22 protein-coding genes are annotated in these 21663 nt (G+C 68.6%); 8 read left to right on the top strand and 14 right to left on the bottom strand.

Going from position 1 to position 21663, the window contains the following annotated elements; genetic code table 11:
• The first annotated feature begins 15 nt into the window (after positions 1 to 15).
• Positions 16 to 609 carry a TetR/AcrR family transcriptional regulator gene (locus tag DKM19_RS31350; RefSeq protein ID WP_162641916.1) on the top strand — a complete coding sequence of 198 codons (594 nt, stop codon included), beginning with the start codon at positions 16 to 18 and terminating at the stop codon, positions 607 to 609.
• Here the strand turns inward: DKM19_RS31350 and DKM19_RS31345 are convergent.
• From DKM19_RS31345 to DKM19_RS31330, 4 genes are all read right to left on the bottom strand, one after another.
• The gene (locus DKM19_RS31345) at positions 598 to 858 is read right to left on the bottom strand and encodes a hypothetical protein (protein WP_089207103.1); all 261 of its coding nucleotides are present in this window, start codon (positions 856 to 858) and stop codon (positions 598 to 600) included. The two genes, DKM19_RS31350 and DKM19_RS31345, sit on opposite strands and share 12 nt — an antisense overlap.
• Positions 859 to 904: 46 nt before the next feature.
• Positions 905 to 1777: a helix-turn-helix transcriptional regulator gene (locus tag DKM19_RS31340; RefSeq protein WP_089207102.1), complete on the bottom strand. Its 873-nt coding sequence runs from the start codon at positions 1775 to 1777 to the stop codon at positions 905 to 907.
• A gap of 151 nt (positions 1778 to 1928) precedes the next feature.
• Positions 1929 to 2135 (bottom strand): hypothetical protein, encoded by a 207-nt coding sequence (locus DKM19_RS31335; RefSeq protein WP_110700614.1) that lies wholly within the window; start codon positions 2133 to 2135, stop codon positions 1929 to 1931.
• A gap of 230 nt (positions 2136 to 2365) precedes the next feature.
• Positions 2366 to 2908 carry a hypothetical protein gene (locus tag DKM19_RS31330; protein WP_110700612.1) on the bottom strand — a complete coding sequence of 181 codons (543 nt, stop codon included), beginning with the start codon at positions 2906 to 2908 and terminating at the stop codon, positions 2366 to 2368.
• A 76-nt stretch (positions 2909 to 2984) separates the two neighbouring features.
• On the opposite strand from DKM19_RS31330, the gene DKM19_RS52105 reads away from it, so the two are divergent.
• Positions 2985 to 3818 (top strand): hypothetical protein, encoded by an 834-nt coding sequence (locus DKM19_RS52105; RefSeq protein WP_239513679.1) that lies wholly within the window; start codon positions 2985 to 2987, stop codon positions 3816 to 3818.
• Positions 3815 to 4183: a GntR family transcriptional regulator gene (locus tag DKM19_RS52100; protein ID WP_239513678.1), complete on the top strand. Its 369-nt coding sequence runs from the start codon at positions 3815 to 3817 to the stop codon at positions 4181 to 4183. Before DKM19_RS52105 ends, DKM19_RS52100 begins: the two co-directional genes overlap by 4 nt.
• A gap of 77 nt (positions 4184 to 4260) precedes the next feature.
• Here DKM19_RS52100 and DKM19_RS31320 read toward each other — a convergent pair whose 3' ends face one another.
• The 7 genes from DKM19_RS31320 to DKM19_RS49940 all read right to left on the bottom strand — a co-directional run bounded on the left by DKM19_RS31320 (position 4261) and on the right by DKM19_RS49940 (position 13314).
• Complete coding sequence (locus tag DKM19_RS31320) at positions 4261 to 4716, bottom strand: GNAT family N-acetyltransferase (RefSeq protein ID WP_110706133.1); 456 nt, start codon at positions 4714 to 4716, stop codon at positions 4261 to 4263.
• Positions 4717 to 4979: 263 nt separating this feature from the next.
• Positions 4980 to 5504, bottom strand: coding sequence for a hypothetical protein (locus tag DKM19_RS31315; protein ID WP_110700610.1), 525 nt, complete (start codon positions 5502 to 5504; stop codon positions 4980 to 4982).
• 363 nt (positions 5505 to 5867) lie between these two features.
• Positions 5868 to 7754 carry an acyclic terpene utilization AtuA family protein gene (locus DKM19_RS31310; RefSeq protein ID WP_110700607.1) on the bottom strand — a complete coding sequence of 629 codons (1887 nt, stop codon included), beginning with the start codon at positions 7752 to 7754 and terminating at the stop codon, positions 5868 to 5870.
• 213 nt (positions 7755 to 7967) lie between these two features.
• Positions 7968 to 8780, bottom strand: coding sequence for an enoyl-CoA hydratase-related protein (locus tag DKM19_RS31305; RefSeq protein WP_110700605.1), 813 nt, complete (start codon positions 8778 to 8780; stop codon positions 7968 to 7970).
• 49 nt (positions 8781 to 8829) lie between these two features.
• Positions 8830 to 10962, bottom strand: coding sequence for a biotin carboxylase N-terminal domain-containing protein (locus DKM19_RS31300; RefSeq protein ID WP_110700603.1), 2133 nt, complete (start codon positions 10960 to 10962; stop codon positions 8830 to 8832).
• Positions 10963 to 11083: 121 nt separating this feature from the next.
• Positions 11084 to 12667: an acyl-CoA carboxylase subunit beta gene (locus DKM19_RS31295; protein WP_110700601.1), complete on the bottom strand. Its 1584-nt coding sequence runs from the start codon at positions 12665 to 12667 to the stop codon at positions 11084 to 11086.
• Positions 12664 to 13314, bottom strand: a complete 651-nt coding sequence (locus tag DKM19_RS49940; protein WP_162641915.1) for a TetR/AcrR family transcriptional regulator — start codon at positions 13312 to 13314, stop codon at positions 12664 to 12666. Before DKM19_RS49940 ends, DKM19_RS31295 begins: the two co-directional genes overlap by 4 nt.
• A gap of 119 nt (positions 13315 to 13433) precedes the next feature.
• Between DKM19_RS49940 and DKM19_RS31280 the strand changes: the two genes are divergently transcribed.
• Entirely contained in the window at positions 13434 to 14273 is an 840-nt protein-coding gene (locus DKM19_RS31280) for an aldo/keto reductase (RefSeq protein ID WP_110700597.1), read from the top strand.
• Between the two features lie 177 nt (positions 14274 to 14450).
• Here DKM19_RS31280 and DKM19_RS31275 read toward each other — a convergent pair whose 3' ends face one another.
• Complete coding sequence (locus DKM19_RS31275; protein WP_162641914.1) at positions 14451 to 14777, bottom strand: DUF1707 domain-containing protein; 327 nt, start codon at positions 14775 to 14777, stop codon at positions 14451 to 14453.
• A 467-nt stretch (positions 14778 to 15244) separates the two neighbouring features.
• Between DKM19_RS31275 and DKM19_RS31270 the strand changes: the two genes are divergently transcribed.
• Positions 15245 to 16171: a MerR family transcriptional regulator gene (locus DKM19_RS31270; protein WP_110700593.1), complete on the top strand. Its 927-nt coding sequence runs from the start codon at positions 15245 to 15247 to the stop codon at positions 16169 to 16171.
• 34 nt (positions 16172 to 16205) lie between these two features.
• Here the strand turns inward: DKM19_RS31270 and DKM19_RS31265 are convergent, their stop codons facing one another.
• The gene (locus tag DKM19_RS31265) at positions 16206 to 17432 is read right to left on the bottom strand and encodes a PAS domain-containing sensor histidine kinase (RefSeq protein WP_110700592.1); all 1227 of its coding nucleotides are present in this window, start codon (positions 17430 to 17432) and stop codon (positions 16206 to 16208) included.
• 318 nt (positions 17433 to 17750) lie between these two features.
• On the bottom strand, positions 17751 to 18353 hold the full coding sequence (locus DKM19_RS31260) for a TetR/AcrR family transcriptional regulator (RefSeq protein WP_110700590.1): 603 nt from the start codon (positions 18351 to 18353) through the stop codon (positions 17751 to 17753).
• A 127-nt stretch (positions 18354 to 18480) separates the two neighbouring features.
• On the opposite strand from DKM19_RS31260, the gene DKM19_RS31255 reads away from it, so the two are divergent.
• The 3 genes from DKM19_RS31255 (at position 18481) to DKM19_RS52095 (ending at position 21055) form a co-directional block, all read left to right on the top strand.
• A complete protein-coding gene (locus tag DKM19_RS31255) occupies positions 18481 to 19653 on the top strand; it encodes a macrolide family glycosyltransferase (protein WP_204359186.1) in 1173 nt (390 codons plus the stop codon).
• A gap of 223 nt (positions 19654 to 19876) precedes the next feature.
• Entirely contained in the window at positions 19877 to 20170 is a 294-nt protein-coding gene (locus DKM19_RS31250; protein WP_110700586.1) for a hypothetical protein, read from the top strand.
• A gap of 72 nt (positions 20171 to 20242) precedes the next feature.
• Positions 20243 to 21055: a barstar family protein gene (locus DKM19_RS52095; RefSeq protein WP_110700584.1), complete on the top strand. Its 813-nt coding sequence runs from the start codon at positions 20243 to 20245 to the stop codon at positions 21053 to 21055.
• The last annotated feature ends 608 nt before the right edge of the window (positions 21056 to 21663 follow it).

The raw sequence follows: 21663 nt of genomic DNA, 5'->3' as shown, positions 1-21663 counted from the left end.
CAGCGTCGAGCGGAGTTGCTCGACGCCACCCGAAGGGTCGTGCTCGAGCGGGGGCTGGCCAGCACGCGCGTCGCCGACATCGCCAGGGCGACCAATGTGAGCGGCGGGCTGATCCACTATCACTTCGCCACAAAAGACGATCTCATCACCGAGATGCTCCGCAGCACCAGCGACTCGGAGATCCAGCGGCTGAGGGAGATCGTCGCGGAGCCGGGCACCGCCGTGGAGCGGCTGGACCGCGTCCTGCTCTTCTACATCCCGGCCTCTCGCTCCGACCAGAGCTGGATCCTCTGGCTCGACGCCTGGGCGGTCGGGGTGCGCGAGCCGCACGTCCGGACCATCCTGCTGGAGCTGGAAGGCGCCTGGATCGAGATCCTCGGCGGGGTGATCACGGAGGGTGTGGCCACGGGTGAGTTCGTCTGCGACGACCCTCAGGGGTCGGCCGAGCGGATCGACGGCATGCTCGACGGCCTGGTGGTCCGCTACACCCTGAACGCGGGAAACATGTCCCGGACCCGCCTTCTGCACCACGCCCGGGTCGCCGCCGCCCGCGAGGTCGGACTGGACCCCGCGGTTTTCTCCGCCGGATCCTCCGTGTCAGGCGGGTAGCGCCGCCAGCAGGAAGGCCAGCCGTGCGGCGGCCTCCTCGATGTAGTCGGTAGTGCCGAGCCGATAGCCCCACGAGGTGATGAAGCCACCGTCCGGGGAGCAGGTCACGGTCTCTACCAGTGTGTTGCTGAAGCGATTGCGGACGCAGACGTAAGCAGGATCCCCGAATGAAATCCTCTGCACCGACAAGTCCGCATGCAACCGAGTCGCAATGGCGAACCTCTCCAGACAAGACAGCGTGTCCAGCATCGTGCGTCACCTCCGTCTCGACAGAGAATTGCACGATCTTGGGGGATTAATCAAGCAATTGCGGCTTTTTGCCTGCCGATTGTCTGGCGAAGTCCTCCAGCACTCTCACGATCACCGACCTGGCCTCGTCCCGGAAGACCGCGGCCTCGGAGAGTTCCTCGAAGGCCCGCATGTAGAAGGCGATGTCATCCGGGTCGCGGAGGATCAGGTCCCTGGTCCTGGTCGGCACCGCCACGTGGTCCTCGTCGTAGATCCAGAAGCCGTTGAGCAGCGCGGATGGGAGGGGAGCCTCGAAGGGGATCACGCCGAACTCCACGTTGGGGAGCGCGGTCACGGCCAGCAGCCTGTCGAGCTGCCCGCGCATCACGTCGAGCGGGGCAAGCCGGTAGCGCAGCGTGGCCTCGGGCAGGACGAACCTGAACTTCTTGTTCTGGTCGTAGAGGATCTCCTGGCGCTGCATGCGCACCCTGATGGCCGCGTCGATCTCGTCGGGTGCGTTGTAGAGGCGCTTGATCCGGGTGAAGATGCTCCTGGCGTACTCGGTGGTCTGCAACAGGCCGATGACCACGCCCGGCTCGAAGACCCGCAGCAGTGTGGTCCGGGCCTCCATCTCCCGGATGTCCTCCTGGAGTGCGGCCAGGCCGCTGCGATGCCGCTGCCGCCAGGAGTCCTGGCGCTCCAGCAGGGCCGAGGCCTGCTCAACGAGCTCCTCGATGGCCTCCGGGGTGGCCTGCACCGCTCGCCCCCACAGGACGATGTCGTCCTCGGTGGGGGTCTGGCGGGCGTTCTCCAGCCGGGAGATCTTGGAAGCCTGCCACCGGAGCCGTTCGGCCAGATCCTTGCCCGATAGACGGGCCGACTCACGCAATTGCCGAAGCTGCGCGCCCAGGTCGGCCCTGGCCTGCTGGAACTCACTCACACGATCTCCTCAACCGGTCGTGTGGGCGAGGCGCCGCAGTCTCTGCCGACCTGGTCGTTCCGCGTATTCACGTCATCTCCCGCATGGTGCGCACGACGCTAGACCCGGGCGGTGGATCATGCCATAGACGGCTCCCAATCGTGACCAATATTTACAGAAGCACCCTGCGGGCGATGTCTACGAGAAGCTCGCGGGGGACCTCGATGATGGTCTCGCCGTCCAGGACGTCGCGCAGATCGGCCAGGGCTTCCGGGTCGGTCACATGCAGGCCCTGGACGACGATGGTGCCGCGGTCGGTTTCGTAGAGAGAGGGGCAGGCGCCCGCCTCCGAGGTGGAGCCAAGAAACCGCAGTCGCATGGCTGATCCCTTCCCGAGCCAGTCCTATGGAGCAATTGCGTGCAATCGTAGAGTTTGAAAGGTTGCATGAACGTTTCAATCATGAAATTGCGGGCGCTCCACTCCGGAAGTGCGGCCAACGGCACCACGTATGCGGCCAATGGCACGAACTGAGCGATGAGCCGTCGCGCCCCGCTGATCGCTCTCGGCCACGCTCCGATGAGACCTCCGGGGCCATGGCCTGTACGGGGTCAGCCGCAGGCGGCGTCGACCACGGCGCGCCGCCAGTCGGGGAGCGGCCCGTCCTTCCAGGAAACGCTCACCTCGGCGCCGCCGTTCGGACCGTAGGCCACCATCTCCAGATGCCACAGGTTGGTCTCGGACCCGCAGGAGACATCCACTTCCAGGACCAGTGGCCGGTGGGCGCCCGCGGGGAGCGTCCAGCCTTCGCGGGGAAGCCAGAGAAGGTCGGCGGGGCCGTCCGGGCCGCCGGAGTAATGCGGTTCGACGGAGTGGACGGCCAAGGTCGTGCCCGGCGAGATCGACGACGGACTGGCCTGGATCAGCCCTTCGTTGCGAAGATTCGCGTGAAGCCGGGCGCGGCCGGTCGTCGTTCCCGGCTCGACCAGCGTGGGGGTGGCGCTCAGACGCGGGGCGGCGGCGCCGCCCCACCAGGCGGCGACCGCGAGCATGGCCATGACGGTGACGATGGACGCGGCGACGGCCAGCCGTCGCCGCCATGAACGACGCGGCGCGATCAGCGCCCAGGTCTCGTCGGTGATCACCGACGTCATAACGTCTCCCGCCGATCCAAGTGTATTAACATATTGGTACATTCGCGTCTTGGTCGCAATGCCAGGAGAGCCTTCCATGTCATCGCTGGGACAACTCGCCCTCGCGCTCGCGTGGATGTTCGCCGTGCCCACACTGGTGCTGCTGGCCGGGTTCGCACCGGTCAGCAGAGCACGGCTCGCCACCTTTGCCGTCTCCCACGACATCACCGTCACGACCGGCAACGGGCCGATCCTGATCGGCTATCTGGCGATGGGGGCCCGATGGCGGGCGCTCGGCGGGGCGGCCGGATGGGTCGCAGGCGGCGCCTTCGCCCTCCCCGGCGCCTATTACTTCTGGGGCGCGGCCGGTTACCTGGCCGGCGCGCTCATGGCCGAGATCAGGACGTCGATATGGCCGGCGCCGCCCGAAGGTCCGCGGCGGGCCGCCCTCACCGTGCGCCGCTCCGGCGACTACCTGTCCTGGGGCGCACGCTGGGGCCCGGCGCTCATCGTCGCGGCCCTGGCCTGCCAGGTATCCGGTTACCTGTTGTGGCCGAGTGCCGAGCGACCGGACGTGCGACCGTCGAGAGTGATTCTGGACGGCGTGGGCCTAGCCGTGGTGGCGGCAGTTCTGTGGCTGTCGCGATGGTTCGTCACCCGGCGTTCCCAGCCGGTGCTGGCCGCCGATCTGACCGCGGCGGACGACGCGATCCGCGCCGGCTCGCTGCAGACCATCAGCGGTGCGTCGCTGGCCCTGATGTGCCTGGCCGCCACCGACGTGATGTGGGCCGTCATGCTCGATCTCGACGCCCCCGAACCGTTCAACTGGATCTCCACCTGGCTGACCTTGGGTATGGCCTTCTCGGCCCTCTACGCCTGGTTCGGGATCCGAGGGCGTGTGCGCCGGTTCCAGCGGAGGGTGACGGCGTGATCGTCGAGATCGACCCGGGAGGCTCCAGCCCGCCGTACGAACAGCTGAGGACGCAGATCGCCGCATTGATCCGCACCGGTGAGCTGGGGGTGGGGGCGAGGTTGCCGAGCATCCGGCAGCTCGCCCGAGATCTCGGCCTGGCGTCCGGGACGGTCGCGCGGGCCTATCGAGAGCTGGAGAGCGCCGGATACCTACGAGGCAAGGTGGGACAGGGCACCGTCGTGCGGGGGATTCCCGAGATGAGCGAGAGCGAGCGTGGCGAACGGCTCGAGGAAGCGGCACGGGCCTACGCGACGGCCGTGCGTGAGCTCGGCGTCGACATCGAGACGGCCCTGACCGCTGCCCGGCACCAGCTCGCGGGTTAGTCGTGGCCGGGTTTCGGGCCCGGGGGTACGGCGTGGCAGGCCGGTCGGCCTGCCACGCTTCCGGCCCGATGCGGTGGCTAGGCCTTCAGGATGAACGCGACCTCCTCGATCCCGTCGGCTGCCAGGGGCTGGTTCTCCTGCGCCGCGAGCCGCTGGAAGCCGCACTTTTCCAGCACCCGGATCGAGCCGGCGTTGTGCACGGCGACGTGGGCGTGGAGGGGGCGCGATTTCACGTGGCCGAGGAAGAGGGCGAGCGCCTCCGTCGCGATGCCACGGCCCCAGTGGTCACGGCCGATCCAGTAGCCGATCTCGCGGTCCCCCGACTGGTCCCAGCTCACGATGTTGCCGACCACGCGGCCGTCCGCGACTATCGTCTGCATCAGGGCCGTCCGGTCGGCCCGGATCTTGGCCCAATGAGCCATGAAGGGATCCCTCGCCCGTGAGGGGAACGCCGCCATCCGGGTCGCCTCCGGGTCGAGCTGGTGCTCGAAGAACAGCTCGACGTCGTCGTCTTCGACATCTCTGATGCGCACGTCACTCCGTGGCGGATCGGACTCGGCCATCCACGTCTCTCCCTTGTCCATACGGGGGTTCTCCGTGGTCCGAGTGTCGCATCGGGGACCGACAGGAACGGCCCGTCCGAGGCCGTCGACGTGGCGGAGGGTGCCGCCGGGACGGAGGCGCGGTCGTCCGTACGGCGCGTCACGCCTGGCCCGGGAACGGCGACGGCCGCCGCCCCGAACAGGTGCGGCGGCCGTCGCGATCCTCAGATGAGACGCCCTGGAACGGGACGGTCCTAGCCGTGCACCCTCTCGCCGTTCGTGTTCACCGCATACCACTCGGCGCCGAATCCCTTGACGTCCTGGCCAGTGGTGTCGCCCGGCTTCTGGTCCTTGATGTAGTAGTAGAGCGGATGACCGTTGTAGGTCACCTGGATCTCGCCGTCGTCACGCTTGGTGGTGCCGAGCAGGTTCTCCTTGATGCCGTTGCCGGCTCTGGGCTTCTCAGACATGACAAACGGCGGCCACGCCTGAGCACAGGGGCCCGAACACGCCGACTTCCCGTTCTTGTCCTTCTCGAAGAGGTAGAGCGTGCGGCCCTTCTCACCTACCAGAACTTTTCCGATCTTCGTTTCCGCCAGATCGACCACGGCGCCGGCCGCGGCCGGCGTCGTGGACGCGGATACGGATGCGGATGAGGTCGGTGTTGCTTTGACCCCGTCCGCCGCGATTGGTTCGGTCGCGTCCTTCTCTTCAGTGCCGCCGCATCCGGTGGCGAACAAGCCAACCGCGAGCGCGCCGACAAATAGCAACTTCCTCATCCCCGACCTCCAAGGAAGTAAGGCCAATACGGGTACCCAGGAAACACCTGTGCCACGCCGGTCCGTGGCCGCGACACGACCCCTTCGGCAAGTCTTTGCCTGCCTTGACCTGCGGTCTTCGGCCTTGCCGACGCCTGCCGACGGTGGAGATCCACCCGAAATGATGATCATCCAGGCGAGAAGGCGAGAAGGCGAGAAGGCGAGAAGGCGAGAAGGCGAGAAGGCGAGAAGGCGAGAAGGCGAGAAGGCGGGGCCGGATGGTTGTTGGAGCGGCCGGCGGGCGGACCGGGTGGGGGTGAGCGGGGCGGGCGTGGTGGCGGTCAGCCGTTCACGCCTGAGGATGTGCTTTCCGTAGGGCAGTGCCTATTCGGGTGGTGCCGGGGGAGCGGGCCGTACGGGAGCTTGGAGGAGGGACCGGGGGATCTCGGCGAGCTTGGCACGGAGTTCCTCGCCGAGGGCCTTGGCCTGGGCGTCGAGGCGGGGGCTGGCGGCCACGCCTCGGCCGAGGAGACCGTGGATCACGAAGTTGAGGGCGAGCAGGTTGGGGAGTTCGAAGCGTTCGACCCTGAGCTTCGCGGTGAAGGGGAGGAGTTCCGCCAGGCGCTCAACCGTCAGGTAGCCGGTCAGCCAGTCGAACTGCCCGGTCGTACGGACCCAGACACCCAGGTTGGCGTTTCCGCCCTTGTCCCCGGAACGGGCGCCCATGATCGTGCCCAGTGGGGTCCGTACGGCAGTCAGGTCGCCGTCCTCGATCGCCGGTTCGTCCTGCCCGGGAATCCAGGGAGAGACCGCTGACGCGGCCGGTGCCGTCTGGGGAACGGAACCCTCACCGCCGTCGGCCTGCCCGCCGCCGGACCGCTGACCGTCGAGCTGCGGGCCGTCGAGTCGCTGACGATCGAGGGAGTCGCCAGGCTGCTGCCGATCGGGGGAGTCGTCGGGCCGCCGATGGTCGGGCGGGCCGTCGGACTGCCGATGGTCGAGCTGCCGGCCGTCGAGCCAGACACGTGCCTGTACGGCCCGCGCCGGGATGAGGGTGGGCCAGTAGACGCCGTAGGGGGAGGCCTGGCCCGGAGGAGTGAGACCGTAGAAGCCCGGGTAACTGGCCAGGCCGGTCTCGACCACGGCGGACGAGAAGGCGCGCCCCGCCTTTCTGGAGTCGGCGTCCATCACGGTGATGCGCAGCAGGGCGGTGTCGGCCATCGGGGTGAGCTCGACGTGGACTTGCTCGAAGGACTCCCTGGGGACGCGGGACCAGATGGCGTCCTGCGCGAGCCGGGCCTTGGCCTCGATGTCCAGGCCGGTCAGGACCATGGTCATGGTGTTGCGGTAGCCGCCCAGGTAGTTGATCGCGACCTTGAGCGTGTCGGGCGGGGCCTCACCGCGCGTCCCCGAGATCCGGACCCGGTCCGGCCCCTGCTGCTCCAGCCGGATCGTGTCGAACCGCGCGATCGCGTCGGGTCCCAGGTAGCGGGGCGACCCGATCTCGTAGAGCAGCTGCGCGGTGACGGTGCCGACCGAGACCAGCCCGCCGGTCCCGGGATGCTTGGTGATCACGCTGGATCCGTCGGCGTGCAGCTCGGCGATGGGGAACCCGCAGTGCGCCAGGTCCGGCACCTCGCCGAAGAACGCGTAGTTCCCGCCGGTCGCCTGGCAGCCGCACTCGATGACGTGCCCGGCGACCACCGAGCCGGCCAGCGCGTCATAGTCGCCGGGGTGCCAGCCGTACCGCCAGATCCCCGGCCCGGTGACCAGCGCGGCGTCGGTGACCCGCCCGATCACCACCACGTCCGCCCCGGCGGACAGGGCGTCGGCGATCGGCCGGCCGCCCAGGTAGGCGTTGGCGGTCAGCGGAGCGGAGGGGAGTTTCTCCCCGGTGTCCAGGTTCGTCGCATCGCCGAGTTCGTGGCCGGTCAGATCGTCGCCGGTCACGTGCGCGACCTTCACTGACAGTCCGAGCCTGCCGGCCAGCTCGCTCACCGCGGCGGCGCATCCGGCCGGATCCAGGCCGCCCGCGTTGGACACGACCTTGATCCCCCGGTCCAGGCACGTCCCGAGAACGTGCTCCAGCTGCGTCAGGAAGGTCGGGGCGTAGCCGGGACGGCCCTTCGCCCGGTTGCCGGCCAGGATCAGCATGGTCAGCTCGGCGAGCCAGTCGCCGGTGAGGACGTCGATCGGGCCGCCCTCCACCATCTCCCTGGCGGCGGACAGCCGATCGCCGTAGAAACCGGAGCAGTTGGCGATGCGCAGCATCAATCCCCCTCGGGCCCGGGAACCCGGGACGCGGGTCGCTTCTCCCCGAAGCGGGAGCGGTCGGCGGCGGGCGGCATCACGTCTTTTCGGGACGCGGGTCGTTTCTCCCCGAAGCCGGAGCGGTCGGCAACGCGCGGCATCACGTCTCCTCGGGTTCGGGAGTCCAGGACGGGGATCGCTTCTCCATGAAGCCGGAGCGGTCGGCGCGCGGCATCAGTTTCCCTCGGACTCGGGGATCCAGGACGCGGGACGCTTCTCCATGAAGGAGGCGATGCCCTCCTGGCCCTCGGCGGAGGTGAAGCGCTGAGCGGACAGCTCGGACATCTGGCGCATGCCCTCCTCGACGGTCAGCGTGGGCACGGTCCGCACGAGCTGCTTGGTGATCGCGAGCGCCTCCGGGCCGCCGCGCAGCAGCATGCCGGTGTAGTGGGCGACCACGCCGTCGAGGTCCTCCTCGGGCACGGCCCGGGTGAGCAGGCCGATCTCCTGCGCGCGGGCCGCGTCGAAGACCTCCCCGGTGAGCAGGTATTCGGCGGCGGCCCGGGGGTCGAGCCGCCGCAGCACCGTCACCGAGATCATCGCGGGGACCACGCCGAGCCGGACCTCGGTGAACGCGAACGACGCCGAGTCCGGTGCGATCGCGAAGTCGCACGCCGCCACCAGGCCCAGCCCTCCGGCGCGGGCGGTGCCGTTCAACCGGCAGACGACCGGTTTGGGACTCTCCCAGATCAGGCTCATGATCTCCGGGAACGAGGCGGTCACCGGCGCCTCGTGCGCGTTGCCCGGCTCGACCCGCTGCTCCTTCAGGTCCGCACCGGAGCAGAACACCGGCCCGGTCGCGGTGAGCACGATCACCCGGACGTCGTCGGCGGCCAGCGCCCAGTTGAGCCGGTCCTCCAGATCGCCGAGCAGACGCACGGACAGCGCGTTGCGGTTGCGCGGGGAGTCCAGGGTGATCGTCGCGACCCCTCCGGACACCTCCTTGTGCACCAGGCGCTCCACTGGCCAACCACCGTCGGTGTTCATCCCAATCCTTCCATCGTGGAGACCCCGGGCTCTGGTCCTGGGGAGGACGTCAATCCCGCTCCTCGATCACGGCCAGTACGGTCCCCGCCTCGACCTGCCGGCCCGGCGTCACGTTCAGCGCGGAGACCGTGCCCGAGGTGGGGGCGGTGATGCGATGTTCCATCTTCATGGCCTCCAGCACCATGACCACCTGCCCCGCGCCGACGGGGTCGCCGGGTTTGACGTCGACGCGCAGCACCGTACCGGGCATGGGAGCCAGCAGGGAGCCCGGGGCCACGTGCACGACGGGTTCGGGGAGGCGGGGCAGGGGCGTGAGCCGTACGGAACCGAGGGGGGAGTCCACGTGGGTCACCCCGTCGTAGCGGGCGACGGCGAAGCGGTGCCGCACGCCCGAGGTCTCCAGGACCACCAGGGCGGGGGTGGCGCTGACCAGGTCCGTGTGGGGGAGTCCCTCGGCTCGCAGGCCGTCCCGGCTGATCCGGTAGGCGACCTCCGTCTCGGCGAAGGCCGTGCGCTGCGGCTGCGACACCACGTTGCGCCACCCGCTCGGCAGCCCGGCCTGCACGGTCGCCGCCGCCCGGTTGGCCGCCGCCGACGCGAGGGCGGCGGCGAGGGCGGACAGGGGCAGGGCACGCGGCCCGGCGGACGGATCCCGCGTCGGTCCCGCGGGGTCGTGGGCCGGCCCCGTCGACGCGTGCTCCGGCTCGGCCAGGTCATGGACCGGTTCGGACAGACCTTGCTCGGGCCCGGTCAGGTCATGGACCGGCCCTGCCGGGTCGTGTTCGGGCCCGGTCAGGTCGTGTTCGTCCAGGAATCCGGTGTGGGTGTCTCCGGCGAGGAACGCCCCGTGGCGCAGGACCCTGACCAGGAGGTCCCGGTTCGTGACGGGGCCGTGGATCCGGGCGCTCGCCAGGGCGGTGGCGAGCCTTCTCACCGCCTCGGCACGGCTTGCGCCGTAGGAGATGACCTTGGCGAGCATCGGGTCGTAGTGGACGCCGATCTCCGAGCCGTCCTCGACCCCGGAGTCCAGCCGGAGGCCGTGGGACATGGGGGCGAAGCGGGCGTCCACGCCGGGGACGTCGAAGCGGTGCAGGGTGCCGCTCTGCGGAAGCCAGTCGCGGGCGGGGTCCTCGGCGTAGAGCCGGACCTCGACGGCGTGGCCCGACGGCCGCGGCGGCGACGCGGCGAGCCGGGTTCCCTCGGCGACCCTGAGCTGGAGTTCGACGAGGTCGACGCCGTAGACGCACTCGGTGACGGGGTGCTCCACCTGGAGCCGGGTGTTCATCTCCAGGAACGCGACCGTGTCGTCCTTGACGAGGAACTCGACCGTCCCGGCTCCGACGTATCCGATCGTCTCCGCGGCCTTGATCGCCGCGTCACAGAGGCGCTCCCGCATCTCCGGGGAGATCGCCGGGGACGGGGTCTCCTCGACCACCTTCTGGTGCCGCCGCTGGATCGAGCACTCGCGCTCGCCCAGCGCCCACACCGTCCCGTGCCGGTCGGCCAGGATCTGCACCTCGATGTGCCGGGCGCGCTCCAGGAGGGGTTCGACGAAGACGGTCCCGTCTCCGAACGCCGACAGCGCCTCCCGCCGTGCCGACTCGACCGCCTCCGGCAGGTCGTCGGTCAGCCGTACGATCCGCATCCCGCGCCCGCCGCCGCCCGCCGAGGCCTTCACCAGCAGGGGGATCGACCAGCCGGACGCCGAACCGCTCATCCGGGTGAAAACGACGTCCAGGTCCCGTTCGAGGTCGTCCATCGAGTAGCCGGGCCCCGCGGTGAAACCGGGGAGCACCGGAACCCCGGCGCCGGACATCAGCGCCTTGGCCTCGATCTTGGACCCCATGGCGGCGACGGCCTCCGGAGGCGGGCCGATCCAGGTCAGACCGGCGTCCAGTACGGCTCGCGCGAACGCGGCGTTCTCCGACAGGAAGCCGTAGCCGGGGTGGACCGCGTCGGCCCCGGTCCTGCGGGCCGCATCGATGATCTTCTCTGTCGACAGGTAGGTGTCGGCGGGTTTGACGCCGGACAGCCGTACGGCCTGGTCGGCCTCGGCCACGTGTGGCGCGTCGGCGTCCGCGTCGGAGAAGACCGCGACGGTCTCGATGCCGAGGTCACGGCAGGTACGGAAGACGCGGCGGGCGATCTCGCCCCGGTTGGCGACGAGAAGACGGCCGATCACGATCGAGCCCGGAACGGCAGACGGAGGGCGAGCTCACGGGCCGGGGGAGAGGTGGGCCCGGCGAGGTTCCGGCCGGGTGGGCACGGAGCCTCCGGGGACTCTGGGAATGTCAGGATCATGATCACATCCGGAAGACGCCGAAGCCGGCGGGCTCCGGGGCGGGGGCGTTGTTGACGGCGGACAGGCACAGGCCCAGGACGGTGCGGGTGTCGCGGGGGTCGATGACCCCGTCGTCGTAGAGGCGGCCCGACAGGAAGAACGGCAGCGACTCGGCCTCGATCTGCGCCTCGACCAGTTCGCGCATCGCCGCGTCGCCCTCCTCGTCGTAGACCTGACCCCGGGCCTGGGCGGAGGCCCGGCTGACGATGGACAGCACCCCGGCGAGCTGCGCCGGCCCCATGACGGCGGACTTCGCGCTCGGCCAGGCGAACAGGAACCGGGGGTCGTACGCCCGGCCGCACATGCCGTAGTTGCCCGCGCCGTACGAGGCGCCCATGACGATCGTGAGGTGTGGGACGGTCGAGTTGGACACCGCGTTGATCATCATGGCGCCGTGTTTGATGATGCCGCCCTGCTCGTAGTCCTTGCCGACCATGTAGCCGGTCGTGTTCTGCAGGAAGACCAGCGGCGTGCGAGCCTGGTTGGCGAGCTGGATGAACTGCGCCGCCTTCTGCGCCTCCTCGCTGAACAGCACCCCCCGGGCATTGGCCAGGATCCCGATCGGGTAGCCGTGCAGCCGGGCCCACCCCGTCACCAGGCTCCCGCCGTACAGGGGCTTGAACTCGTCGAAGTCGCTGCCGTCCACGATCCGCGCGATGACCTCGCGCGGATCGAAGGGGATCTTCAGGTCCTCGGGGACGATTCCCAGCAGTTCATCTTCGTCGTGCAGCGGATCCCGTACGGCATGCGCGGCGACCCCCAGCCTGCGCCAATTCAGGCCCCTGACGATCTGCCGCCCGATCCGCAGCGCGTCGTGCTCGTCGGCCGCCAGGTAGTCGGCCAGGCCGCTGACCCGGGCGTGCATCTCGGCGCCGCCCAGCGACTCGTCGTCGGACTCCTCCCCGGTGGCCATCTTGACCAGCGGCGGCCCGCCGAGGAAGACCTTCGCGTGCCCCCTCACCATGACCACGTGGTCGCTCATCCCGGGAACGTACGCCCCACCGGCGGTGGAGTTGCCGAACACGAGGGCAATCGTCGGGATCCCGGCGGCTGACAGGCGGGTCAGGTCACGAAATATCCGGCCACCCGGGATGAAGATCTCCTTCTGCGTCGGCAGGTCGGCCCCGCCGGACTCCACCAGGTTGACCAGCGGCAGCCGGTTTTCAAAGGCGATGTCGGCGGCCCGGAGCGTCTTGCGCAGGGTCCACGGGTTGGACGAACCACCCCGTACGGTCGGATCGTTGGCGATGATCACACACTCGACGCCCTCGATCACCCCGATCCCGGTGACCACGCTCGCCCCGACGGGGAAGTCGCTGCCCCAGCCCGCCAGCGGAGAGAGCTCCAGGAACGCCGAATCCGGGTCGACCAGCAGCTCGATCCGCTCCCGGGCGAGCAGCTTGCCTCGCCGGCGATGCCGCTCGACGTATTTCTCGCCGCCGCCCGCCACCGCCTTGGCCTGCTCGGCGTCGAGCTCCGCCAGCTTGGCGAGCATCGCCTCGCGCCGGGTCGAATACTCGATTCCGGAGGTGTCCAGCCGGTTCATGAATCCTCTCCTCTGGTTGACGCCGGTGTCAGGCCGATGGCCCGAGCCCAGAGCGTGGTGAGCATGGCGACGGCGGTCCGCTCGTCGGCCTGCTCGCCGAGGTCGAGCCAGACGTGGGCGAAGTGCTCGACCATCCCGCCCAGCATCACGGCGGTCAGCCGCGGATCCAGGGCCGGATCGGCCAGACCCTGCTCTTGCAGGCGGCGCAGCCCTTCCGCGCCTCGTCGCACGAAGACCTCGCGCAGCTCCAGCAGGAGCTCGCGGAAGCTCTCGTCGTTGGTCGCGACCTGCTCCAGCATGCGGATGAGCCGGGAATTGGAGGCCCAGGCACGCAGGTAGAGCAGGTTGGCGGCCTCGATCCTGGCGTAGGGATCCTCGGGCGCGGCGGGCCCGACCACGCTGGCGGTGAACATCTCGCCGACCACCGCCCCGGCCACCTCGCGGAACAGGTCCTCCCGTGAGCCGAAGTAGGTGTAGAAGGTGCCGTGGGAGACGCCCGCCCGCGCACAGACGTCGTCGATGCGCACGGCGTCGTAGCCCTGCTCCTCGAACGCCTCCCGACCGGCCTGGATGAGCACGGCCCGCGTCCGCCGGCCCCGGCTGGTCAGTGCCTCAGACTTGACGATCACGTCAGTAAGATAGTCCACAACTCTCGCGCCTGCCAGGGCGTGGAATGGACCTGACTCGGGTTCCGTTGGACCGACTGGTCTGTTTACCCGATCCCCCGTATCCCCGTCCGTACTTCCCCCGAAGGACCCGCAGCCCCATGAGTAAGACACCCGGATCCCCGACGCTGAAGCTCGTCCACGGCGCCTCCATTCCCCTGATCGGCCTGGGCACGTGGCCGATGTCGAACGGAGAGGCCGAGACGGCCGTGGTCCAGGCGGTCGAGGCGGGCTACCGCCTCGTCGACACCGCCTACGCCTACGGCAACGAGGAGGGCGTCGGCCGCGGCCTGCGCGCGTCGGGCCTGCCACGGGAGGAGCTGTTCGTCACCACCAAGCTCAACGGTGAGTGGCACGGCTACGACGGGGTGCAGGAGGCGTTCGCGGCCAGCGCCGAGCGTCTCGGCGTCGACTACATCGACCTGTACCTCATCCACTGGCCGCTGCCCCGGCAGGACCGCTACGTCGACGCCGTCAAGGGTCTGGCCAAGCTGCTGGAGGACGGCAGGATCCGGGCCCTGGGCGTGTCGAACTTCAAGCCCGCCCACCTCGACCGCGTGCTCGCCGAGACCGGCGTGGTTCCCGACGTCAACCAGATCCAGCTCAACCCGGGCCTCACCCGCGACGCCGCCAGGGCCTACCACGCCGAACACGGCATCGCCACGCAGTCGTGGGGCCCGATCGGCCAGGGCGGCGAGCTGCTCAAGGACCCGGTGATCGTCGAGATCGCCGAGCGGTACGGCAGGACGCCCGCACAGGTCGTTCTGCGGTGGCACATCGAGCTCGGCCTGATCACGGTGCCGAAGTCCGCCAGCCCGGAGCGGATGAAGGCGAACATCGACGTCTTCGACTTCACCCTGACCCCCGACGAGGTCGCGGCCATGTCGGCCCTGGATCAGGGTGAGGCAGCCGCCGACGACTCGGACCGCATCGGCCACTGAGACCGTCGGTCAATGATCATCTGATGCCGCCGTAGTCAGAGCGCCCACGGCCGGACACCGATACCCATCGGTGTCCGGCCGTGTTCTCTGTGGGCCTCGTGACGTGTGTGAGCTTCGGGATCGCCGCTGCGGTAGGCGTACCGGCGTCGCGCGCAGTCTCGGACGACACCCGCTCCCTTACACCTCGTCCGGTGACCTCAGTTCTTCCAACGCCTGTTGGGCCTCGCGATTGGTCTGAGCCTCCATGATCATCGTGACGCGCTCGGTGTGCTCCGGCTGACCGATCCGGCCGCTGGTGAAGATCTCGTCGAGCTCGCCGAGCGCCAGTTGCCGTTCGGCGTCGCTGGGCTGGAGGTCGAGCCATTGCTCGAAGGCCGCCTGGTCGCGGTCGGCCGTGGCCACGGCCCGCCGGCGACTCGTCGTGTTGAGCCGCCTGACGATGATCACCAGGACCGTGATGATGGCGGCCGCCAGCAGGCCCGAGACGATGAGTACCTCGATCATGAGCACCTCCGAGCATGTGAGCAGTGCACCGTATGAGAGCCGAACCGGCCGGGCATGCCTCACCGCGGACGGGACGGGAGCCCGCATGTGGCCGGGTGGAAAGGCTGACGACTTCTCCTCCCGCCCTGGCACGTGCGGGTGCCGAGGTGCTCGCGATGATGTCCGGTCGGGCGATATCACTTTATGAAATCAGCTGGCTACTTTATGTATCGACGCCGTCGCGGATTCTTCCGGTGGCGATAGACAATCGTGACCGTCGGCGCCCCCTGGCATGGCGGAGGCGTGTCTCACCCCGTGTCCTTCGGTGATCGAGGTCGACGACCTGTCCGATGGCGGCGATGCGGCCACCGGACACAGGTGCGTGAGGGGAGGGCGCCCGGTATCCGCCCGTGCCGCCCGCATGCCGGCGGAGATCGGTGCGGAGACGCACTTGAATCTCCAGCGGCTGGAAGGTCCACACTCCTCATGTGAACGACGAAGGCCGTGAGCTGCTCACCATCGGGCAGCTCTCCCGGCGCACCGGACTTTCGGTGCGCACCATCCGCTACTGGTCCGATATCGGGGCGCTGCCCCCGGACGGCCGTACCAGTGCCGGTTTCCGGCTCTACGGCACCGAGTCCGTCGCCCGGCTCCAGCTTGTACGCACCCTGCGCGAGCTGGGGCTGGGTCACGCGGAGGTGCGGCGGGTGGTGCGGCGGGAGACGACCGTCGCGGCCGTCGCGGCCGTCCATGTGCGGGCGCTGGACGCACAGATCCGGGCCCTGCGCCTGAGCCGGGCCGTGCTGAGCACGGTGGCCAGGCGGCAATCCGACACCGAGGAGATGGAACTGATGAACAAACTGGCAAGGCTCTCCGCCCAGGAACGCGCCGCGATCATCGAGGACTTCGTCGACGAGGTCTTCAGCGGCCTGGACGCCGACCCGCAGCTGTACGAGCGGATGCGCAGCACCATGCCGGGGCTGCCCGACGACCCCACGCCCGAGCAGGTCGACGCATGGATCGAACTCGCGGAGCTGGTCACCGACCCGGACTTCCGCCGTCGCATGCGCCACATGGTGCGGCACAACGCCACGGGCCGCACCCAGACGGGCCCCGGCCGGCAGCCCGGCGCCTTCATGTTCTTCGCCAAGAAGGTCGCCCTACTCGTCGGCGCGGCCCGTGAGCGCGGCGTCGCTCCCGAGTCGGCAGAGGCCGCGGGGGTCCTCGACGAACTCCTCGGCACGAACGCCGGCGCACCCCGCCGTGCCGAGGTTCTGGAGCGTGTCGAGGCGGGCTTGGACGCGCAGGCCGAGCGCTACTGGCAGCTGATGGCGCTCATCCGCGGCGAGCAGCCACGCCCGACGACAACGCCGGACTACCAGTGGCTGGCGCGATCCCTGCGAGCGCACGGCTGAATCGTCGCAACGATCCAACTTCGTGCGGCAGACCTTAGGCGGCGAGAGGGAGGTTGAGGACGAAGCGGGCACCGGTGGGGTGGTCGGCGGCATGCAGGTGGCCGCCGTAGCTCTCGGCGATCTCGCGGGCGATGGGCAGACCGAGCCCGGAGCCGCCGGGATCCTGGCGACAGGCATCATCGAGGCGGTAGAGGCGTTCGAAGACTCTTTCGCGGTCGGCCGGGGCAATGCCGGGTCCGTCGTCGATGACTTCCAGGACCGCGTCGGGCGGGACGGTGGTGACGATGATCTCGATCACGGTAGTGGTATGCCGTTCGGCGTTGGCCAGCAGGTTGGCCAGGAGCCGGGCCAGCCGGATCCGGGAGGCGTGCACCACCACCTGCTGATCGAGCCGGACAAGGACGGTGGTGGTCAGAGTGCGGCGCTCCAGCTCCTCCACGACGAGGCGGCCCAGGTCGACCGGTTCGGTGGCGGCGGGCGTCGCGGTGTCCAGCCGAGCGAGTTCGAGCAGATCGGCGACGATGTCGTCGAGTCGCTCGGCGCCTCGCAGCAGCTTGTGCAGGATCTGCTGCAGGCCGGTGTCGGGTTCTGAGAGCGCGACCTCCAGCTCGGTCAGCAGCCCGGTGATCGGGTTGCGCAGGTCGTGGGATGCGTCGAAGACGAACCGCCGCTCCCGCTCGATGGTCTCCCGCAGCGCCGACGTGGTCTGGCGTTGCTGTCTGTGTGCCTGCTGGAGCCGTTCGTTGAGGTCCTGGAGTTCGCGGGCGCGAACGTAGACGTCGGCTTCCAACGCCTCCACCTCCGCCCGCGCGCTGATGAGGCCGTGTTCGCCGGACCGCCTCAGCAGCTGGAGGAAGCCGGTGACCTCCTCGCTACGGTGAATGATCAGTTTCACTTCACCGTCCGGGCCGAGGACGGGCATGTTGATCGTGCTCCAGTACCGCTCCTCGAATGCCCCGGGGCTGCCGCTCGCCTCGATGTCATACCGTTGCAGCGTCATGGTGTCCCGTTCGCCGGTGGCGACAACCCGTTCCAGCGAAGCACGCAGGCAATCCGCCCCCTGCATGTCAGGATCGTTGAGAGCGTTGGGATTGCCGGGGAAGACGGTGAAGAAGCGCCGGCCGAGCAGGTCCGCCCGGCGCCGCCCGGTCACCTTCAGATAGGAGTCGTTGACCGCCACCACGACGAAGTCCGGCGTCAGCAACAGCAGCGGGGCCACGAGGGCCTTGAAGACCGCCCCGTAATCGATCTCTAGGTCCATCGCCCCGGCGCCTCTCCTCAGCCCCTTTACCTCCAAAGTTAGTTCAGGAGAACGGGCCCCGGACCACCGGGCCGTCCACCCACCTCATCGAGCCGGATCGGAGCATCGAGGGCGCTCCTGACCAGCCCGGGGCAACCTGAGGGATCGGGGACGGGCGATTCGGGGATCGACGGTGTTCGTCTGTCGTTCGAAGCCGATCACTCGACGTCGGGCAACAAGATCCTTAAAAAACTCCGAGACCAGGGAGAATCCGGATGACGACTCTCCCTCGCCGGCACCGAAAAGACACCGGCCCCTTATGGGCACGGTCGTCCCTGGTCATTGGCGAGGGGCGGTTACGGGGGCGATCGCGGCCATGGTGAGCTGCACCACGCCGTCGGCGTAGGCGTCGGTGAGGGGCCCGGTGCGCAGCAGCCAGCGGTGGTAGATCGGTCCGAAGAGGAGCTCGATCACCTGATCGAGGTCGACGTCGCCACGGACCTGACCGGCGCGCCGGCCTGCGAGCAGGCGGAGCCGTACCGCGGCCAGCTGGGGCCGCAGGAGCCGGTCGCGTACCTGCTCGGCGAGCTCGTCGTCGGCCAGAGTCTCGATGGTGAGCGCCCGGGTGGTGGCGGACAACCGCGGATCGGCGAATTCGGCGACCGTGCCCCGGATGACGGTACGCAGGTCGGCGCCGAGGTCACCGGTGTCGGGCAACACGATGTCGCCGGCGACCGCGGCGGCGTCCACGAGCGCGTCCAGAATCACCGCTCCTTTGCCGCGCCACCAGCGGTAGATCGTCTGTTTGCCGACGCCGGCGCGTGCGGCGATCGCCTCGATGGTCAGGTCGGAGTAGCCGGTTTCGGCCAGCAGGTCCAACGCGGCGGTGAGGACCGCCCGGCGGGAGCGTTCGTTGCGGCGGGAGGGGTCGGGACCAGGCATGGGATCACCTTATCTCAACGAGACGATACGCCTCGTCTTGACAGGGGAGCCCATTGCGGGCAATCTGGCGTGACGAGACGTTTCGTCTCGCCACTCTGTCGTAAGGAGAACCGTGTCCCACATCGCCATGGTCAGCATCCCGGCCCACGGGCACGTCAACCCAAGCCTGGACATCGTGCGCGCCCTCGTCGCACGGGGCCACCGGGTCACATACGCGAACGCCCCTTCGTTCGCCGACGTCATCGAACGCACCGGGGCCGAGCTCAAGCCGTACGAGTCGACCCTGCCGACCTCCGACGAGGCATGGACCGAGGACCCGATCGAGCAGCTGACGCTCTTCCTCGACGATGCGATCGCCATGTTCCCGCAGCTGCGTGCCATGTACGCCAACGATCGGCCCGACCTGTTCCTCTACGACATCGCCGGCGCACCGGCCCGGCTCCTCGGCGAACAGTGGGAAATCCCGGCGATCCAGCTCTCACCCACCTTCGTGGCCTGGGACGGCTACGAAAAGGAGATGGAACAGGTCGTCGAGGCCATGCGTGCCGACCCTCGAGGAGCGGATTACTACCGGAGGTTCGCGACGTGGCTCGCCGACAACGGATCGTCCGTCACGGACAGCGTCGCCTTCCAGGGCCGACCGGCGCGCTGCCTGGCGCTCATCCCGCGCGCTCTGCAGCCAAACGCCGACCGCGTGGACCCGGTCGTCCACAGCTTCGTCGGCCCCATCTTCGGCGACCGGCCCGATCAGGACTCCTGGACCCGCCCGGCGACCGCCGACAAGGTGTTGCTCGTATCCCTCGGGTCGGCCTTCACCCGGCACCCCGAGTTCTACCGGCGCTGCATCACCGCCTTCGGTACGCTGCCCGGCTGGCACACCGTCCTGCAGATCGGCAAACACGTCGATCCGGCGGAACTCGGCGTCCTCCCGGACAGCGTCGAAGTGCACTCCTGGGTCGCGCAGCTCGCGATCCTGGAGCAGGCGGACGCGTTCCTGACCCACGCGGGCATGGGGGGCAGCAGCGAGGGACTGTACTGCGGCACCCCGATGATCGCCGCGCCGCAGGCGGCCGACCAGTTCGCCAACGCCGAGCAGCTCGCCGCCCTCGGCGTGGCCCGCGTCATTGATCTGGCCACCGTTACGCCCGAAGAACTGCGAGAGGCACTGCTGTACCTCACGTCCGACGCCGGCGTGTCAGCTCGTTGCGCCGACATCCGACGCCACGTGCGTGAGCAAGGTGGCGCGGCCCGGGCGGCCGACCTCATCGAAGCCGAGTTGCCCACTGCCGTCCCGCGTTGACGCGGCGGCGGGACTCTGTTCCGTCAGACCGTGGAAGACGCCGGCAGACAACGCCCCCTTACTCATGTACTCAGTCGCAGTGGCTCCAGCCGCTCTGCCAGGACAGCGAGCCGTGCGAGCCGCCCCACTCGTAACCACCATCTGAGCAGGGTGAGATGCCGCTGACGAGGCGTCTGCCCTTGCCTACGGATCTCAGATGCCAGGTGGGTGCGAAGATGCGGAGATGAGGTACTTCCGGCGGCGGTGGGACGAAACGCGCGGTGATGAATACGAGTGTTGGGGGACGTCGCTTTGGTACCTGGCTGTAGACGAGGCCGGCGATGTGTGTCGTCAGATCGAGGTCTACGCCAATGGCCATGTCATCGCCTACGACGAGAAGCACCACGAGGATCGGTTCGGTGGTTTAACCTACGCGACCCTGGACCTGGAAGAGTTCGCTCCGTTCGAGGTCAGTACGCAGGAGTTCAACGAGGACCTGGGGAAGTTGTCGCCGATCAATCGCCTTGACTGGTGGTGACGGGCGGACGGTCGATCAGGGAATTTGGTGCTGCTGTTCCGGTAATCGCTTCGCCGGCCTGGAAGGTGAGATGTGAACGTCGTTGAGCCGACTCGATCCCCAAGGTACCGCCTAGTCGACCAGGACGACCTGATCATGTGCTCATGCCTGGATGCGAAGGGCCTCTTCATCGACATCCCGCAAGAAGCCGCGCCGCCGTACGAGCTGATCGGCTGCACGCTGTCCCAGCAGCTTCTCGACTACCTCAATGGGTCTAATCGTTACCGGCGGAGAAATCCCCTCGATCTTGGCGATCTGCAGGTGGTTGACGCGATGGGGGAGCATCTCGGCGGGTTCTGGATCGGAGGTCAGATCATCGACTGGTGCGCTTCTGAGCGTGGACCCTCGTTGATTGATCTCACCGTGGATGCGCCCATGGGCCGGCCGTCCTCGGTGTCCGAGCCGATCTGGGAGCGCTGGCGTGCGGGATGGCCGGAGTCGCCTACCCTCTGGGCCGAGTATGGCGCCGAAGGAAGACGCGCGTGGATCGAGGTCGTCGCAGGCTGCACCTTCCACCGCTCCAGGCCGCCGGACGATCTGCCGGGAGCCACGTACGAGCTTGAGGGGGCACCCGTCATCGATGAGACGAGCTTCTACCTTGCGATAGGTGAGGCCATTAACGGGCCCGGCGGATACTTCGGCTGGAATCTCAGCGCTCTTGCCGACTGTACGAGCGGCGGCTTCGGAGCGACGACGCCCTTCACGCTGATGTGGCGCCACTCAGATGTCGCCCACTCGCATCTGATCGAGCGATTCGAGGAAGAGAACGGACAGAAGTCGCCGCCCTTCTTCGACCTCGTTGTGGAGCTCCTTGAGAGGCGCGGAGTCGAAGTGGTCCTTTGCTGAGCTGACATGCCTGCACGCAAGCTGTCTCGAGGCGGCGTCGGGGTCAGGTTGACGCGATTTCGCCGACGTCTTTGATTGGTTCTATCAGGAGGTCAGGGACAGGCGGTCTTCGAAGGTGATGTCGTTGCTGGCTTGCGCACTCGTGGATTGGCTCATCATGACAGGCGTCATCCGCGGAATCCAGTGCGAGCAGTACGAAGGGGGAGGCGTCCTGGACTGTGGTGGCTCGCCCACGATGGAGGAGGCTTTCGCTCTGGGGATGCTGCTGACGGTTCCTGTTCTGGCCGTGCAGATGTGGCTGATCAGCTTCGGACTCCGGCGGCTTTGGAGCGGGCCAGACTAGCCCGTCCGAGGAGGACGTTCCCGCCGTGAAAGCCGCCGACGTGATGGTCCTTGAACATGATGAGGAAGCGTAGAGGGCACATTGGGGGCACATGGCTTCGGAAGACAGTGGCGAACACTGTCAACTGACGGCAGCGTTCCGGCAGCCCAGAAGCGGTTTCCCTGATTCCGCCGCAGGTCACGGGCAGGCCGAATTAGAATCCGGCCTACAGGCCAGCTCGTCCGCCCTGTCCGAACCGCGCCGGGATTGATAGGGGCTTTGATAT

The sequence above is a fragment of the Streptosporangium sp. 'caverna' genome, assembly GCF_003203775.1.
Lineage (GTDB): Bacteria > Actinomycetota > Actinomycetes > Streptosporangiales > Streptosporangiaceae > Streptosporangium > Streptosporangium subroseum.
Note: the sequence above shows the minus strand (reverse complement) of the source record. Positions and strands in the feature narration are given on the sequence as shown.